We start from the raw sequence: 17,852 nt of genomic DNA on the forward strand, positions 1-17,852 counted from the left end.
AGAAAGGTGTATACAATGCACTTGCCACAGCTCCTGCTCACTACCTATCTTTGTAAATATGCATCAAGGTTCACGGGTTGTGCTACAATTGTGGCGTTTGCGGGCGGCGTTTGTCCTCGCCGTATTAGGTGCCTCGTCAGTGCCAGCGTTGGCCCAGCAGGCTAACGAGGACACTTCTACCATTCGCCTACTACCCGAGGATGCCCAGCGTGGCCTAAACGGCCACCAACAAAACTTTTACTTCCTGCCACCCGGCGTAACGGGCGAAAACTACGTGAATGCCGGCTTTTTCGGACAGAAGCTGCGCCCACTGCTGGTAGGCAACCAGGACGCACTAGACCAGCTTGACCTATACAAGCACAAAAAGACACAGTTTCTGGTGGACCGCATCGTGGCGGTGGCGTCCTTTGGCGTATACGGTCAGCAAATTTTCGCTCACGGCGACCGGCGCTATTTTGATGGTGCCACCCAGCAGGTCGCCCTCGGTGTCTTTGCGGCCAGTGTTCTGAGTACGCTCTTCATCAACCGCAATACCAACAGCTACTTCCAGCGCGCTGTGGGGGCCTACAACGGTACTAACCACAGAGGCCACGGTTCCCTATGGCCTCGCTTGCGTCCGGATGGCATCGAAGTAGGACAGGTTCGCACGGGCCAGCCCACGCTGGGCCTGCGCTGGGCGGTGCGCTAAACGCCGCGATTTTTCGTATACCCTCCGCAATGGATTACCCCTTGCCCGAAGCGGCCCGGCGGTACGTGGCCGCGCACCTGTACGACGACCCCGCCCACCTGGCCCTCCAAGCCCGTCGCCACCCCGGCCTGCCCGTGCCTGAACTTGTGCGCCAGATTCAGGCCCGTCAGAAAGCCCGCACCAAGCTGCCCGCCTGGGCCGACAACCCCGAGTTGATTTTCCCCCCTGCCTTGTCGGTCGAGCAGGCTTCCTCGGCCCGTACCGCCGCTTTTAAAGCCGGGCTGGTGGATGGCGTGCGTCTGGCCGACCTCACCGGTGGTTTTGGGGCCGACTCGGCCGCCTTTGCCACACGCGTGGCGCAAGTCGACTACGTAGAGCGTAACCCGGCCCTGGCTGAAGTGGTGCGCTACAACTTTGGCCAGCTCGCCCTTGATAACGTGGCCGTGCATGCCGCCGATGCAGTAGCATTTCTGAAGGAAAGCCCGTACCACTACGACTGGCTGTACCTCGACCCGGCTCGCCGCGATACTGCCGCCCGCAAAATTTTTCTCTTGCATGACTGTGAGCCCGACGTAGTGAGACTACTGCCTTTGTTGCTGCACAAGGCCGACAAAGTGCTGCTCAAAACCTCGCCCATGCTCGATATCGAGCATGCCGTGCAGGGCCTGGGCCACGTGCGTCGCCTTTGGGTAGTGGCCGTGGATAATGAGGTGAAGGAGGTGCTCTACGAGTTAGGCCAAGAGCCCGCCGTAGACCCTGAACGTTATGCGCTTAACCTGCGCCGTGATGGCAGCCAGCAGGAGTTTCGCCTCAATCGCGCCCGCGAAGCCCGGGCTATTCCGCGGTATGCCGAGGCTCAGCAGTACCTCTACGAACCCAATGCGGCCGTGCTCAAAGCGGGTGCCTTCCGCAGCATTGGCACTGCTTTCGAGCTATTGAAGCTGCATCAACACAGTCATTTATACACCTCTGATGTGTTGCGTACCGATTTCCCAGGGCGCGTTTTTAAAATTCTGGCCGTCGAAAAAGCTGATGGTGCAGTTCTAAAAGCCCACCTTGGCCCCGAAGCCCGCGCCCACGTCACAACCCGCAACTTCCCCGATTCGGTGGCCGACTTCCGGCGGCGTACCGGCATTCGGGAGGGCGGCGAAGTATACCTGTTTGCCACCACCGACTTGCGGGGCCGACCTGTGGTACTGGTGTGCGAGAAAATAACCCCGCCTGTTGAGCAGTTGGCCCAATAATCGCTGGCTGGTCGTACGAGTTGTCAATCGGTTGGATACCTTACTATAGTTCCAGATGCGTTTTGCTTGTGTGCGCGGTACTGCGCCCGTAGTCAATGTGGCGGCCAGCTGGCGCAATTGAAGCGCTGATACCAGCAGAATAGTCGGTTTGCAATGCGGTGCTGGCTGCTAGCGTCGCAAAAGCCGTGTTCAACTACTGCTAATAGCCCGAATTTCCGTAGTTTTGCACCGCGCCCGCCCGCCGGTTTCGGCCCGGCGGGCGCCTGTTTTTCTACATTACGCTCTTTTCGCGCCCTTCATGCCCTATCTGTTCACTTCCGAATCGGTTTCGGAAGGCCATCCCGATAAAGTTGCCGACCAGATTTCCGACGCTATTCTCGACGAGTACCTGCGACAGGACCCCACCAGCAAAGTAGCCTGCGAAACCCTTGTTACCACCGATTTTGCCCTTGTCGCCGGCGAAATTAAATCCAAGGCCCACGTGGATGCCGAGCCTATCATCCGCGAAACCATCCGTCGCATTGGCTACGACAAGCCCGAATACCTCTTCAATGCGGATACCTGCGAGGTAATGAACCGCTTGCACGAGCAGTCACCCGATATTAACCAGGGAGTGGAGCGCGCCAAGGACGAAGACCAGGGTGCCGGCGACCAGGGCATGATGTTCGGGTACGCCAGCCACGAAACGGCCAACTACATGCCGCTGGCCCTCGACCTCTCGCACCGCCTGCTACAGGAACTGGCCGCCATCCGCCGCGAAAACCGCGACATGCCCTACCTGCGCCCCGATGCCAAAAGCCAGGTAACCATTCGCTACTCCGACGACCACAAGCCCGAGGCCATCGACACTATCGTCATCAGCACCCAGCACGATGAGTTTGATGCATCGGAGAGCGTGATGCTCGATAAAATCAAGGCCGACGTGCTATCCGTACTCATTCCCCGCGTGAAAGCGGCCCTGAACGCCGACGTACAAGCCCTCTTCACCGACCAGATTACTTACCACATCAACCCCACGGGTAAGTTTGTTATCGGTGGCCCGCACGGCGATTCCGGCCTAACCGGCCGCAAAATCATTGTCGATACCTATGGCGGCAAGGGTGCACACGGCGGCGGCGCTTTCTCGGGCAAGGATTCCTCTAAGGTTGACCGTTCGGCGGCCTACGCGGCCCGTCACATTGCCAAAAACTTGGTTGCTGCCGGCGTAGCCGACCAAGCATTGGTGCAGGTAGCCTACGCCATCGGCGTGGCCCAGCCCGTGGGTGTGTTTGTGACCACTTACGGTACCATTAAAGCTCAAAACGGCAGCGGCCAGCTTCTGACCGACGGCGAGGTAGCCGAGAAGGTGAACAAGTTATTTGACCTCCGTCCCTACGCCATTGTGCAGCGCTTCGGCCTGCAAAACCCCATCTTCGCCCAGAGCGCTGCTTACGGCCACATGGGCCGCCAGCCCGGCACCGTGAACGTGGTAATGCCTGGCGGCGAAACCAAAACGTTTGAAACCTTCACTTGGGAAAAGCTCGACTACGTTCCCCAGATTAAGGCCGAATTTGGGTTGAATTAAGCGATACCGGTTAGCCGTTGGCTTTCCCAACGCATATAAAAAGCCCCGCCTGATTTATCAGGCGGGGCTTTTCGGTTGATATGTGAAGCAGCCACAGCCTGTGGCCGGTAGCTCACAGCGCCGTTTCTAGTGGCTCAGGGTTTTCTCTTTGTAGCGCGTGATTTGGCGGCGCAGGCTTTCGGCGGCAGCATCCGCAGCGGCTTCGAACGAGGCTGCGTCTTCGGCGCTGAACAAGGTACTGCCGGGTACCAGCAGCTTTATCTCTACCGTTTTGTTCTCAATACCGTCTTTGTTGTTAAGGCGTAGAATTACTTCGCCGCCGGTTACTTTATCGTAAAAAGTTTCCAGCTTATTGAGGCGTTGCTGCACAAAGTCAAGCAATTTCTGGTCGGCGTCGAAGTGCACCGAATGCATCTGAACTTTCATAAAGCAGTTGATTAAGAGAGTAAAAGGGTGTGGCAAACTCAGGCCCGTGGGTGGGCCTGTTTAAATACGGATTTCAGGCGGTCGACGGACAGGTGCGTGTACACCTGCGTAGCTGCCAAGCTGGCGTGCCCCAGCAGTTCTTTAATGGAGTTCAAGTCGGCGCCTTTGCCCAGCAGGTGGGTAGCAAACGCGTGTCGCAACGCGTGTGGGTGCTGTTGCGCGCGGGAGGTCGTAATCTGACTCAGGTACCGCTGCACGGTGCGGTACACAAACTTTTCGTACATGGCCTCGCCCTTGTCGGTAAGCAGCAAAGGCCCGTCTGATGCTCCAAACTCGTGTGCCCGACTGGCTTGGTACGCTTCAATCACGCGCATCAGCGTGGGGTTAAGCGGTACGAGGCGCTGCTTGTTGCCTTTGCCTGTTACGCGCACGGTGGCGGCTCCCAGGCTCACATCGTGGGCGTGTATGCCAATAAGCTCCGAAAGGCGAATACCGGTGCCGTAGAGCATCTCCAGCACCAGCTGGTCGCGTCGGCCGGCAAAGTCAGTACCGAAATTAAAGGAATTTAGCAAGCCATTCAATGCCTCTTCGGGTACAAACTCGGGCAGCTTCTTGGCCATTTTGGGAGCGGTAATGCGCAGCATGGGGTTGGCCGCAATGGCCCCGGTGCGCAACAAGAACTTAAAGTAGGAGCGCAGGCAGGCCACTTTGCGGTTCACGGTGCGCGGGTCCAGGTTTTCCTGCATCAGCTCAACTACCCAGCCCCGGATGAGCGGGTGGGTGGCCTGCGCGGGGTCTATTAACTCATAAGCCGACTTGAGGTAGGCCGCAAACTGGCTTAAATCGGTCTGGTACGAAACAAGCGTGTGCGGACTGTAGCGTCGCTCAAAGCGCAGGAAGTCGAGAAAAGCTTGCATACTAATAAACAAAAAAGCCCGGCGGTTGGGCCGGGCATTCAAGGTAGCATTTTTTTATTTTCCTGCAACTCATCACAGAAATCAGGGCGCGAAAAAACCGGCCAGCTAACTCGAAGGAGCAAGCCGGCCGGTTTTCAGTTCAGAAAACGCGGTGCTAAACCGAAAGGCTATTCGTTGTTGGCCTGGCCGTAGGTAGCCAGCTTGTAAACAGCCTTCTGCTTTTGCTTGCGCTGGGTGATGCTGGGCTTCTGGAAGAACGTACGACGACGCAGCTCTTTCAGCACGCCGGTGCGCTCAAATTTCTTCTTGAAACGCTTCAGAGCGCGGTCAACCGATTCGTTGTCTTTGATTTGAACGATAATCATATCAGGGAGTGAGGGAGATTTCTGAGGAGTGCGGTATAAACCGGGCCGCAAAGATAAACCACAGATTTAACAGATTCTAACGGAAGCAACAGATTTTTTGTGGTTTCAGGCCTGACGTAATAATTCGAGGCATTTTGCACCTGATTTGCCAAACCCAGGAATTACCAAAAATCTGTTGCTTCCGTTAGAATCTGTTAAATCTGAAGGGTTACTTGAGCAAAGCGCGGGCGATTACCAACTTCTGGATTTCGCTGGTGCCTTCGCCAATGGTGCAGAGTTTGGCATCGCGGTAGTACTTCTCGGCCGGGTAATCCTTGGTATACCCGTAGCCACCGAAAATTTGCACGCCCTCGTTGGCGGTGCGCACGGCCACTTCCGAAGCATAGAGCTTGGCCATTGCCGACTCGAGGTTCACGTTCAGGCCGCGGTCTTTCATGTCGGCGGCACGGTAGGTGAGCAGGCTGGCAGCTTCCACTTCAGTAGCCATATCGGCCAGCTTAAAGCTGATGCCCTGAAAGCTGCTGATGGGCTGATTAAACTGATGCCGCTCCTTGCTGTACTTGGTTGCCGCTTCCAGAGCGCCCTGGGCGATGCCTAGGCTAAGGGCCGCAATGCTGATACGGCCTCCATCGAGCACCTTCAGGCTCTGTACAAAGCCGTCGCCTACTTTGCCGATTACATTCTTCTTGGAAACTTTGCAGTCGGTGAAAATCAGCTCGGTGGTTTCGGAGGCACGCATGCCCAGCTTGTCTTCCTTGCGTCCAGCCTCGAAGCCCGGCGTGCCGCGCTCAATAATAAAGGCGGTCATGCCGTGTGAGTCGCCTACTTCGCCGGTGCGCACAATCACAACAGCCACGTTGCCGGATTTGCCGTGGGTGATAAAGTTTTTGGCGCCGTTGATGATGTAATTCTCGCCGCTCTCGTCGAGCACGGCGGTGGTGCGCATGTTACCGGCATCGGAGCCTGTGTTGGGCTCGGTGAGGCCCCAGGCCCCAATCCACTCGCCCGAGGCGAGCTTGGGAAGGTACTTCTGTTTTTGTTCCTCCGAAGCGTGCTGGAGGATGTGGCCGGTGCAAAGCGAGTTGTGGGCGGCCATGCTCAGACCTATGCTGCCATCAATCTTTGATAGCTCGGCAATAGCCGTCACGTACTCGCTGTACCCGAACCCTGAACCGCCGTACTGCGTGGGCACAAGCACCCCCATCAGGCCGAGCTCGCCAAGCTTATGAAAAATTTCAATGGGAAACTCCTGGCTATCATCCCATTTCATCATGTTGGGTTTGATGTGCTGGGCGCCAAAGTCGCGCACCATCTGCGCAATCATGGTCTGGTTTTCGGTCGCTACGGCTTCCATTAGTGGTGTGGGAACAAAGGGTGGGATTTACGGAAAAAGCTGGCTGCACCAACGCTCTTACTGCCAAGCAACAGCGTTGGGGATACAAAAGTATGATTCGGAGCGTTGGGAACGGGCAGGAGATGGGCCTGCCAACGGGGTATTCTTGAACGGGCGCGGCAAAAGCGTTACTTTTGAAGCTTTTTGGGGGGGATGCGGCCGGGCGCGGTCTAAAAAATCCGATTTCTTCATCCGAGTTTGTAACAATCTGGCCTGATGCCACTATTTCTTCTTCCCCGCCTCCGGCGGTTCTGGATGCTGGCTTTGCCTGCGATGCTATTATTTTCATCGTGTGCATCATCCCAATACTATCAAAAGCGAACGCTATTTCGACTGACGGATGGCCAAGGCCGACAACTTGATAGCACCAAGCTGCGAATTGCGGTAAACCGTTCGGAGCGTAATTATGTCATTCAGCCCAACGACTACGTAGAAGTGCGGGTGAACACGAACAAGGGTGAACGAATATTGGACCCTAACGGCGAACTGCCCTTTGGCCAGCCCAGTGGGGCGTTGCCTAGTCGTAGCGGTGGCTCAACCGGGGGGCAATCGGCCGCAGGCAGTAGCCGCAGTCCAAGCCGCGCAACAGGGCAGGGAGGTGGCAGTACGGGAGCATCAGAGTTCCTAGTGTATGCCGACGGCACAACCGTGCTCCCCATGGTAGGGCGTGTGAAGCTAAGTGGGCTGTCGTTGTTACAGGCAGATAGCATGTTGGCCCGCATGTTCGACGTGTATTACAAAGAATCATTCGTGACTACCCGCGTAGCGAACAACCGTGTAATTATGCTGGGAGCAGCCGGGGGACAGGTTATTCCATTGGCTAACGATAATATGAACTTGCTTGAGGTGCTGGCGCTGGCAGGCGGCCTCGACGGCGGTGGTGGTGGTGGTGGTGGTGGTGGTGGCTCTAATCGTAATGGGGGCCGGGCAGATAACATTCGCATTATCCGTGGCGATTTAAAGAACCCTCGGGTACAGCAGATAGATTTATCAACGCTGGACGGCATGCGCCGCGCAAGCCTGCAGGTAGAACCCAACGATATTATTTACGTGGAGCCTATCCGCCGGCCATTGCTGGATGCGCTGACGGATGCTGCTCCATTACTGAGCTTGACAAGCCTTATTCTAACCAGTACATTTTTTATTATCTCCCAACTTAGATAAAGCCCAACTACCATTACGCTATTGCCAACTGCCCAGTAAAAGCTGTTAGGTCAATAGAAGCAGAAACCTATTACGTCGTTATGAACGAAAATTCGGAATTAGAGCAGCTTATCCGCGACGCGACCGGTGGTGTATCGGCCTTGCCGACTGCACCAGTTGGCGGTTCAGCAGATGGCGACAGTGATGAGGCCGGTGGGCTAGACCTATCAACTTTAGTGCTCGTAGCCCGGCGCAGTTTGCTTTGGCTTCTTCTGCTAATTGGCCTCGGGTTTACGGCTTCGTGGCTGTATCTGCGCTACACCAAACCTGTGTACCAGTCAGCCTCACTGCTCAAGATTGATGAACGTGCCCAAGCAGATGCACTTGGCTTGACCGGACAGATGGCACCCGTAGTCGACAAAGCACGGGGAAGTAAATTGGCAGGCGAGGTTGAACTCATTAAGTCGGGCCTCATTTACAAGCGGTTGAAAGATACGTTGGCCCTTGACGTGAACTACTATGTGCAGGGCACGGTGCTGGAATCAGAATTGTATGGTGCTTCGCCTTTTCGGGTGCAGTACGTGGTGAAAGACCCGTCACTTTACAATCGAAAGTTCAACCTCAAGTTCGTTAATGCACAGAAGTTTGTATTGGAATATAATGCTACTGGCAGGAGCGTGAACGGGGAATACATGCTGGGCAAACCTATCGAATTACCCGGCATTAATCTCACCATCAGCGCAACACCACAGCTTACAACGGCTACCCTGGAAGAGGATTATCATTTCACTATTCAGGACGAGGGCACAGTGAATGGGTATCTGGACCGAAACCTGGCAGTAGAAATTGTGAACCCTGACGCCAATACCATCCAGATTTCCTTCAGAGACTTCAATCCTAGTAAGGCTCAGAGCATCGTGAATAAGATTGACACGGTGTACCTGCAGGAAAAGCTGGCCCGCAAGAAGGAGTCGACGGAAGCATCCTTGCGCTTTTTAGAACAGACGCTTAACGAAACGCAGAACAGCTTGCAAAGAGCCGAGGATAACCTGCAGCAATTCACGGAGGTGGCCAAGACGTCCAACGTTGAAAGCGATATGTCGACAATTGCCAACAAGATGGAGAAGATGGAGGAAGACAGGCCCAAATTGGAGCAGAAGCTGAATCTGCTTGCGGAAATCAGTCGGCTGGCCAACCGCGAAAGTGTCACCAACTCGGAAACAGAAACGGTAGAGCAAACATTGCCTGGGCTAGCCGGAATCGATGACCCACAATTGAGCCAAGCCCTATCGGAACTAAATAACCAGCAATGGTATCTGGTACGGTTGTTACGCTCGCAGACCGAACGGACGGAGGGTGTGCAGCGCGCTATTGCTGAGTTGGCTTACACCCGCCGCAACATCAAGCGCTTACTGGTACAAGACCAGAAACTCGTGCGTCGCCAGTTGGACTTGTTGGACGTGCAACGCTCCAAAATGAATGCGCAGCTTGAAAAAATGCCGGAAATTGCCACGAAGCTTTCGCGGTTGAAACGTCCTCTCGAGCAGTACAGCAAAAACTATGACATGCTGTTTGGGCGGAAAATCGATTTCAATATTCAAAAGGCAGGAAGTATTGCCGATTTTCAGATTTTATCGCCTGCCTCCCCTCCTGGAGCGCCAATTTCGCCCAACCGGTTGTTCGTGTATGCCGTGGGCTTGGCTGGAGGGTTGATACTAGGTTTGGGCCTGATTGCTGTGCGCTACTTCATGCACAACACTGTATCGAACGTGCGCGAACTGGAGCGCAGCACCAAGGCTTCGGTACTAGGCATTATCCCGACCTACGATAAGGAAAAAATGGAGGTGTCGCGTTTAGTGGTAGATAAGAACCCCAAGTCGGCCATCTCCGAATCCATTCGCTCAATTCGAACGAACCTGGACTTCATTAGTTCGGCGAAGAAAAAACGACTGATTTCGGTTACTTCGACCATTTCGGGCGAGGGCAAAACTTTCGTAACAGTGAACTTGGGCGGCATTATCGCCTTGTCGGGACAGAAGGTTATCATCCTCGACCTGGACATGCGTAAGCCCAAGGTGAACCTAGCTTTTGGGGCCGAAAACACTAAGGGAGTAAGTACTATCCTTATTGAGCGCCACAGCATAGCTGAGTGCATTCAGCCCACAAGCATCGATTCGATGCAGTTCATTTCGGCTGGCCCTACACCGCCCAACCCATCGGAGTTGATTCTGAGCGACCGGTTCGACAAAATGATAGAGCAGTTGTTTCTGACTTACGATGTAATTCTAATTGACACACCACCAGTGGGGCTCGTAACGGATGGCATCTTGATTATGCGTAAGGCCGACATTCCGCTCTACATTGTGCGGGCCGGCTATTCGCGCAAAGCCTTCCTCAAAAACATGAACCGGCTGATGCGCAGCAACAACTTCACGCGCATGTGCGCCATTCTCAACGATGCCCAGAGCGGTAGTGGGTATGGCTACGGGTATGGCTATGGGTATGGCTACGGCTACGGCTACGGAGCTTATGGCCAGGGCTACTACGAGGAGCCCGCTACCAAAGCATTGACCTTCGGCCAAAAGCTGAAAAAGTTTTTTACCTAACCTTTTCGGCGGGCAATGGCTTCGTTCTGGCAACGGTTATTTGGCACGGGGGAGGCCCCCAGCATACCCATGGCAAGCGTACCGGCTGCCCTGGCTATGCTGGGAACCGATATGCACTCGCACCTGCTGCCTGGCCTCGACGATGGCGCGGAAACCGTAGCGCACTCACTCGACCTGTTGCGGGCCTTGCGAGCACTGGGCTACCGCAAGTTGGTGATGACGCCCCACATCATGGGCGACTTCTACAAGAATACGCCGGAGGGCATTCGGGCGGCGCTGGAGTTGCTGCGTACCGAAGCCGCCGCCACGGATTTGGGCGACGTGGAGCTGGACTGCGCAGCCGAATATTACCTCGACGAGTTTCTCGGCCACAAACTGGCCGACGGCACCGAGATGCTCACTTTTGGGGGCGAGAAGCGCTATCTGCTTTTCGAAACTTCGTACATGAACGAGCCGCTCAATTTCTACGAAATTGTGTTCGAAATGAAAGCACAGGGGTACCGCCCGGTGCTGGCCCACCCCGAGCGCTACACGTACTTGTATGGGCGCTTTTCTGAAATCGAGAAGATGCGGCGGGAGTACGACATTCTGCTGCAGGTGAACCTGAACTCACTGGCCGGCTACTACTCACCAGCTGCCAAAAAGGTGGCCGAGCAGTTGGTTGATGGTGGCCTGGTCGATTTTGTGGGCACCGATGCGCACCACCTGCGCCATACCGATACCCTGCTGAAGCGCACGCTGACCCAGCCGCATCTGGAAAAACTGCTGAAACTGCCGCTGCTTAATAACACGCTTTAGGAAATGGTGAATAGTTAGGCGTTAATGGTTGGTGTGATTAGCACTTGCTGCGGGCTGTCTTACTTAAGCATCAACCGTTATTCATCAACCACTCAGTAAATGGTTTTCGTCACGGGTGGCACCGGCCTCATTGGTTCTTTCTTGCTGCTGGCGCTACGGGCGCGGGGGCTGGCGGTGCGGGCGCTGCACCGCGGGCCGGTGCCGGCTGATGCTGCGCCGGGTGTGGAGTGGCTGGCCGGCGACCTGCTCGACACTGAGCAGTTGCGCATGGCTCTGACGGCTGACGTCACGCACGTATTCCACTGCGCAGGACTGGTATCGTACGCGCCACAGGACGAAGACCTGCTCCTCGCCGTGAATGTGCAGGGAACTGCTGCCTTGGTTGATGCCTGCCTTGAGCGGCCCGGTATTCGGCTGGTGCATGTATCGTCGGTGGCAGCGCTGGGAGGGCCGTCAGCCGGCGCAGTGCCCGGTTCCGATGGCCGAATGACAGTAACCGAAGCCGCAACCTGGGACCTGGGTGCCGCACATCCGGCCTATGCTACGTCGAAATACCTGGGCGAACTGGAAGTATGGCGCGGCGTGGCTGAGGGGCTCACTGCTGTAATCGTGAACCCTTCGGTAGTGCTCGGGCCCGGCGACTGGAGCCGCAGCAGCACGCGCCTGCTGCGCTATGCCCATCAGCAGCACCGCTTTTTCACGCGCGGCCTCCTCAACTTTATTGATGTGCGCGACGTGGCAGCGCTGCTAGTGGCGCTGGGCTTCGACCATCCGGAAATAAGCGGCGAACGGTACATCCTTAGTGCGGCCGCTGTACCGTTGGGCGAGTTTTTTAGGGCGGCGGCAGCGGCGATGCAGCGGCGGGCACCCACAGTCGCCGTGCCCGACTGGGCCGCCGAAGTTATCTGGCGGCTTGAGCATGCGCGGGCAGTGCTCACGGGCGCCCGGCCCTTGATTACCCGCGATACGGCCCGGGCGGGGCGGCAGCCGGTGGTATATAGCCCCGCCAAAGTGCAAAGTGCTACCGGGTTGTCATTGCGGCCATTAGCCGATACATTGGCCTGGTGTGCGTCTGGATTGGCCGGAAAAGCTTACTCTTCCGGCGCAACTGTCGTATCTTAGCTAGGGCCGGATTGCACGGTTTTAGCCAATAATTGTTATCATTGATATAGGAGAGCCGCTTGGGCCAGATTGCCAGCCGTTGAACCGCAATGGACTGCCTCGAAAGCCCAGTTGCTTGCCCCGATTACTCCTCTTAACCGCGGAATTATGCGCATGAACGAACATTTTGAGAACCCCCGCGCCGTACTCGATACCGTACGCCGCTTTGAGCGCATGCTAGCCCAGCAGGAGTCTGTTTTCTTTGACCTCGAAGACTTCGAAAACATCATTGACCATTACGTTACCGGCGCCGAATTTGACAAAGCCCTGCAGGCTTGTGAGGCCGCTCTGGGCCAGTACCCCTTCTCGACCGAGCTGTTGATTGACCGCGCGCAGGTAATGGCCATGCGTGGCGACTATACCGAAGCCGAGCGTCAGATTGACGCTGTAGCAGCCCTCGACCCCACCAACGCCGACGTGGCCGTAACGCGGGGCATTATCAGCACGCAGCGGGGTGAATTTGCTGAGGCAGTGGCCTTTTTTCGGGCCGGGCTGGAGAAGGAGCCCGAGCGCGAGGACATTCACTTCAACTTGGGCCTGGCGTTTCAGAGCTGGCAGAAATTCAAGAGCGCGGCCAAGCACTACAAGCAGAGCCTGCGCCTGAACCCCGACAACGAAACCGGCGTGCAGGAGCTGCTGCACTGCCTCGACATTACGGGGCGGCTGGAGGAGCACGAGGAGTTCTTTAGGCAGTTCACCGACGACGACCCGTATTCGGCCACCGCCTGGTACAACCTGGGCCAGTATTGGTACCGCCGCGAGGATTTTGCGAAAGCGGTGGAGGCATTCGACTACGCCGTAACCATTCAGGCCGACTTCTACGACGCGCACCATTGGCTGGCCGATTCCTACGTGTGCCAGCAGGAGTACCGCAAGGCCATCCCGGAATTTGAGCTGGCCTACCCGGCCGGCGAGCCCACCGATGAGGCCCTGTGCAACATTGGCGAGTGCTACGAAAAGCTGCGCGAGTGGGAGCCTGCCCGCAAGTATTACCGCCAGGCCCTGGAGCTAAATCCCAATATGGACGAGGCCTGGTTTGGCCAGGGCGTGCTGTTGCAGGAGCAGGGCCGTTGGTTCGAGGCCATTCACTTCTTCCGGAAGGCTACCGAACTCTACGACCAGAGCGGTGAGTACTGGTCGGCATTGGGGGCAGCCGAAAACCAGGTTGGTAATGTGGTAAGTGCGCTCGAAGCGTACGAAAAGGCTACGGAAGTGGCCCCCGACGACGTGCAGGCCTGGGTGAGCTGGAGCGCCATTCTGTACGACCAGGGCCACTTTGCCGAGGCTGTGGACCTGGTACGCCACGCCGTGGAGCTGCACCCCCACGAGGCGCATTTCCACTACATGCTGTGCGCTTACCTGCTGGCCGATGGCCGGATGAAAGAAGCGTACGGTGTGCTCGAGACGGCGCTCACGCTTAATTACGAGCAGCACGTGCTGCTGTTCGACTACTTCCCGCAGCTGCGCGAGCAGCCCGGCCTGAAGCGCCTTATTGAGCAGTTTCGGAAATGATGAGTTGAAAAGCTGATTTTTTGCCTTGCCGCTGGCTTGTGCAATGCATTGGCTGATTCGCAGATGGTGGTAGTGAAATTCTCTGCCACGACCAATCTGGAAGCGTTACTTTTGCAGCCGCCCGCGTCTTACGCGGGCGGTTTCTTTTTTGGCGGCTGCCATTGCCTGGTTCGGAACGACTGTGGGATGATGCCAATGGGCCAGCATACCAACACATCAACTAAACAGAACATTAACCTAATGAACTACGACATTTCGCAACTTCCCGAACGCACGGCCAAGCCCCGCGAGCAAGGCTATACCATGATGATGGACAAGGGCCTGAGCCTGCGTGAAGTAGAAGACTTTCTGGAAGTGGGCGGGGCCTACACCGATATTGTAAAGCTGGGCTGGGCTACGTCCTACGTAGTGCCCAACCTAAAGCGTAAGCTCGAGATTTACAAGGAGGCGGGCATTCCGGTGTACTTCGGCGGCACGCTATTCGAAGCCTTCATCATCCGCAACCAATTTGACGATTACCGCCGCCTGCTGGATAAGTACGGAATGGAATACGCCGAGGTGTCCGATGGCAGCATCGACCTCGACCACGACCGCAAGTGCGAATACATCCGCGAGTTGAGCAAGGACGTGCAGGTGCTGAGCGAGGTAGGCTCGAAGGATGCCGAGAAAATCATTCCGCCCTACAAGTGGATTGCGCAAATGGAGACCGAACTGGCCGCCGGCGCCATCAAGGTTATTGGCGAAGCCCGCGAGGGTGGCAATGTGGGCCTGTTCCGGAGCACCGGCGAGGTGCGCTCGGGCCTGGTAGAGGAAATCCTGACCAAGATACCGTTCGAGAAAATTTTGTGGGAGGCTCCGCAGAAAGCGCAGCAGGTGTGGTTCATCAAGCTGCTCGGCGCCAATGTGAACCTAGGCAACATTGCTCCCAACGAAATAGTGAGCCTTGAAACCATTCGCCTGGGCCTGCGCGGCGATACCTTCTCCCACTTCCTCGACATGGACGCGGTAGACCCCATGTTCCGGCCCGCTGCCAAAACCGGCAAGCCAGGTACATCCATGCCCCGCGGCTAAACGTTGGTTGTGGTACCAAGGCTATAGTCTTTGTCTCAGACTAGCGGCTTCAAAATACTGCAGTACATAAAAAACGCCGGCCTCCTTGCGGAAGCCGGCGTTTTTAGTAGCCAGAGGGAGAGGCAGCTTATTGCTTCGTCACCTTCATGGTCTTCTTCTCGCCCGAGGGCAACATCACATTCAAGATGTAGAGGCCGCTTTTCAGCTCGCTCATGTTCTCCACGGGAATGTCGTTGCTGCCAAGGGTGATGGCCACCTGACGCTGACCTACCTGACGGCCGGTCATGTCGAGGATGCGCACAACAGCAGTACCGCTTACCGAAGAGTTCAGGCTCAGGTGCAGGGTTTCGTTGTTGAGCGGGTTGGGGTATGCCACGATGCTGGTGCTGGCTTCAGCAGCCTTGCCATCGAACGTTACTACACGAGGAGCAAAGAAGGTCGACTTGCCGTCCAGGTCCAACTGCTCGAGGCGGTAGTAACGAACACCAGCCTTGTTTTTCTCCGTGTCGGTGAAGGCATAAGCTTTAGGAGCCGTGCTGTTTGGCGTCTCGCTGGCTACAAAACCGACGTTGCGGTAGTTCTTGCCATCAACCGATACCTGCACGTTGTAGCCTTTGTTGTTCTGCTCGCTAGCAGTCTGCCAGGTTACCAAAGCATCGGCACCGTTACGCTTGGCATCGAAGCCAGTCAACGATACGGGCAGGGGCTTGTCGATGTCGCCCAGGGTGAACGTAGCGAAGGTGCGGACACCCGTCTTGGTCAGGATGTTGTTCACCTGGTCGAGAGCGTCGCGGCCCAGGCCGCCAAACTGGTTGCCGCCGCTGGTCGATACAAACAGTGCCAGATTTGGCTCAGGTACCGAGCCAGTGCCCTGCGGGCCTAGGTTAACGAGTTCGGTGTCGAGGTAACGGAATGTCAGGGTTGCTACCAGCGGGCCACTAAAGCTTGGGCGTACACCAAAAATACGACGGATGCCAAATCGGGCGCTACCACCATTGGTAGGCACCAAGGGCGTGTAGCTTTCGGCAGTGTTGCGGGTCACCGTAACATCGCCCGGATTGTTGGTGCCACCAAAGAGCAGCGTCAGACCAATGTTACCGAAAGTGCGGGGGTCTGGGTTGCCGTTCGAATCCACTTCATTGGCCTGAACAGATGTACGAACGGTTTTCAGAAAGCCGCGTACGTAGGCTGCATCCGTTTCGCCGAGCAACTGGGCACCATCGGGTGCATCAACAGAGCGGTTCGAGAATTCGAGGTAGTTTTTGTCGGGGTTCGAAGGGTCGGTGGTAAACAAGCCACCATTGGGCTGGAATTTCATCGACAAGCTAACGGACATAATACCAGTCAGGTTCTTGGTTCCACCTCCCGAAAGCTCTACGCGGGTGAAAGTGCCACCAGTAATAGTTTGGTTGCCAGTGCCCGCAAATTCGAGTATCGCTGGTGCACTGGAGCCAAGGCGCTGAATGTAGCTGTCAAAGGAATTGCTAAAGCTGCCATACACCATCCAACGGCCATTCACAAGGCGAAGAATAGAACGCTGGGCCTGCGAGCTGCCCTGCATGTCAACGTCGCGGCAAATAGCAGGGCCGGAGTTGGTGTTGTTGACGGCAGGACCACTTCCGCCAAAGGTGTTAAAAATAACGCCCGCGTTAATGTTCGGATACGGCTTGGTGTTCCCTACGCCAAAGTCTGGAATGATGACGTTGGTATTGAAATCAGGCACACGATTTAAATCCCAGTTGCCACTGTTGAACCAGTCGTCGTTGATGACACCAGTCCAGGTGTCTACCAGAATCGGAATACCAGTCGTGGTAAAGCTGGCCGTGTAGCCAGTGCCGCCGTTGTCGTCGCGCAAAATGGTTGGAGAACCGTTGCGCAGTACGTCGGCCTCGTAGCGAACACTGATGTTGAAAGTGCCGACGCCGAAGTTGGCCAAGCCAGAGATGATATTGCGAAGCGCGGTGTTGTTGGAGTACAGACGCGAGGTGCCGCCGTTCTGGGCTGTACCAGTGCCAACCTGTACCAAAGCAATTTGCGAAGGCGAGAAAATGATTGGGTTAGGCGTACCGGGTTGAATCGGCTTTACGATTTGGTAAATGAGACGTGCACCCTGTACAGCGTCGCCGCCGCTCTCAAACGTAGTCAGGTCACCACCGTTCAGGGTCAGCTTACCCGTGTTAATGTCATAAGCACCCAGGTTGGCACCTTGAAATTGTGGGACCGCGCCTGAACTGGCGCCGTAAGTCGTGTTAGGAGTGGTAGCACCGGTCGTGTTAATGAAAACGTTGCTGTTGCCGATGTTGGTAGGAGCAATTGGGGTACCAGTAACCGTGAACGTTGCGGTTTTTACCGGGGCGCTGGTAATGGAAGACCCAAAAGTATTGTTGTCGTTGGCTCGGAAAATAACATCAAAGTTGTAGCCCGTGCCTGCTCCACCGGTGAGAGAAGTCAGCAAGTTGCGGTTCAGGCCCGTCACGGTAAACGTGCGTACACCTGCACTGAGAGAGCCAGTTCCCAACGAAATGGAAGTGAATCCGGGAGCACTGCTGCCGGTCATATAAATGCGGAACAGCAGTTGGCCGTCATTGTAAACGCCACTTGGGTCATTGATGGTCAGCGTAGCTCCGTTCAAATTAAGAACGTCGGCAGAATTTGCTAGGTCGAAGGTGCCGAGGTTAGCACCATTGAATACACCAGGGCCAGCCGTGGGGTTCTGCGTATTCAGGGTGGTAGAAGTGCCTTTGATGTTTAGCGTTACCGTGTTGTCGGTAACTGCTGCTTGCGCCAGTACAGACTGCGGTGACCCCAAGCCAACGAAAATGGCGAAGAGCGGGAGCAAAAAGCTGAGAAAGCGACGCTGTCGTAACAGCTTAGGAGTAAAAGTTAAAGTTTGCATGGAATTGGGGATTAATTGTAAAAATTGAGAAGACGCTGAAGGGGGAGAGGCGTGTTCAGGGCGCATAT

Annotated in this window: 14 protein-coding genes; 9 read left to right on the forward strand and 5 right to left on the reverse strand. The window is 56.0% G+C overall.

Annotated elements, in window-relative coordinates; genetic code table 11:
• Positions 1-58 precede the first annotated feature (58 nt).
• From ABD837_RS17735 to metK, 3 genes are all read left to right on the forward strand, one after another.
• Complete coding sequence (locus ABD837_RS17735; protein ID WP_345057138.1) at positions 59-688, forward strand: hypothetical protein; 630 nt, start codon at positions 59-61, stop codon at positions 686-688.
• 29 nt (positions 689-717) lie between these two features.
• A complete protein-coding gene (locus ABD837_RS17740; RefSeq protein ID WP_345057140.1) occupies positions 718-1,932 on the forward strand; it encodes a THUMP-like domain-containing protein in 1,215 nt (404 codons plus the stop codon).
• Positions 1,933-2,230: 298 nt separating this feature from the next.
• The gene (metK, locus tag ABD837_RS17745) at positions 2,231-3,496 is read left to right on the forward strand and encodes a methionine adenosyltransferase (RefSeq protein ID WP_345057142.1); all 1,266 of its coding nucleotides are present in this window, start codon (positions 2,231-2,233) and stop codon (positions 3,494-3,496) included.
• A 126-nt stretch (positions 3,497-3,622) separates the two neighbouring features.
• On the opposite strand, the gene hpf is transcribed toward metK, so the two are convergent.
• The 4 genes from hpf to ABD837_RS17765 form a co-directional block, all read right to left on the reverse strand.
• Entirely contained in the window at positions 3,623-3,922 is a 300-nt protein-coding gene (hpf, locus tag ABD837_RS17750) for a ribosome hibernation-promoting factor, HPF/YfiA family (protein ID WP_345057144.1), read from the reverse strand.
• Positions 3,923-3,960: 38 nt separating this feature from the next.
• A complete protein-coding gene (locus ABD837_RS17755) occupies positions 3,961-4,839 on the reverse strand; it encodes a tyrosine-type recombinase/integrase (RefSeq protein ID WP_345057146.1) in 879 nt (292 codons plus the stop codon).
• Between the two features lie 167 nt (positions 4,840-5,006).
• Positions 5,007-5,204 carry a 30S ribosomal protein S21 gene (gene rpsU, locus ABD837_RS17760; RefSeq protein ID WP_345057148.1) on the reverse strand — a complete coding sequence of 66 codons (198 nt, stop codon included), beginning with the start codon at positions 5,202-5,204 and terminating at the stop codon, positions 5,007-5,009.
• 208 nt (positions 5,205-5,412) lie between these two features.
• A complete protein-coding gene (locus ABD837_RS17765) occupies positions 5,413-6,558 on the reverse strand; it encodes an acyl-CoA dehydrogenase family protein (RefSeq protein WP_345057150.1) in 1,146 nt (381 codons plus the stop codon).
• A gap of 312 nt (positions 6,559-6,870) precedes the next feature.
• On the opposite strand from ABD837_RS17765, the gene ABD837_RS17770 reads away from it, so the two are divergent.
• From ABD837_RS17770 to ABD837_RS17795, 6 genes are all read left to right on the forward strand, one after another.
• A complete protein-coding gene (locus tag ABD837_RS17770) occupies positions 6,871-7,761 on the forward strand; it encodes a polysaccharide biosynthesis/export family protein (protein ID WP_345057203.1) in 891 nt (296 codons plus the stop codon).
• An 80-nt stretch (positions 7,762-7,841) separates the two neighbouring features.
• Complete coding sequence (locus ABD837_RS17775; protein WP_345057152.1) at positions 7,842-10,346, forward strand: polysaccharide biosynthesis tyrosine autokinase; 2,505 nt, start codon at positions 7,842-7,844, stop codon at positions 10,344-10,346.
• 69 nt (positions 10,347-10,415) lie between these two features.
• A complete protein-coding gene (locus ABD837_RS17780; RefSeq protein WP_345057154.1) occupies positions 10,416-11,144 on the forward strand; it encodes a tyrosine-protein phosphatase in 729 nt (242 codons plus the stop codon).
• A 99-nt stretch (positions 11,145-11,243) separates the two neighbouring features.
• Positions 11,244-12,266, forward strand: a complete 1,023-nt coding sequence (locus tag ABD837_RS17785; protein ID WP_345057156.1) for an NAD-dependent epimerase/dehydratase family protein — start codon at positions 11,244-11,246, stop codon at positions 12,264-12,266.
• 153 nt (positions 12,267-12,419) lie between these two features.
• Entirely contained in the window at positions 12,420-13,817 is a 1,398-nt protein-coding gene (locus tag ABD837_RS17790; protein ID WP_345057158.1) for a tetratricopeptide repeat protein, read from the forward strand.
• A gap of 240 nt (positions 13,818-14,057) precedes the next feature.
• Positions 14,058-14,888 (forward strand): phosphosulfolactate synthase, encoded by an 831-nt coding sequence (locus tag ABD837_RS17795; protein ID WP_345057160.1) that lies wholly within the window; start codon positions 14,058-14,060, stop codon positions 14,886-14,888.
• A gap of 127 nt (positions 14,889-15,015) precedes the next feature.
• Here ABD837_RS17795 and ABD837_RS17800 read toward each other — a convergent pair whose 3' ends face one another.
• Positions 15,016-17,784, reverse strand: coding sequence for a T9SS type A sorting domain-containing protein (locus tag ABD837_RS17800; protein ID WP_345057162.1), 2,769 nt, complete (start codon positions 17,782-17,784; stop codon positions 15,016-15,018).
• Positions 17,785-17,852 lie beyond the last annotated feature (68 nt).

The organism is Hymenobacter glaciei, assembly GCF_039539585.1.
GTDB lineage: Bacteria > Bacteroidota > Bacteroidia > Cytophagales > Hymenobacteraceae > Hymenobacter > Hymenobacter glaciei.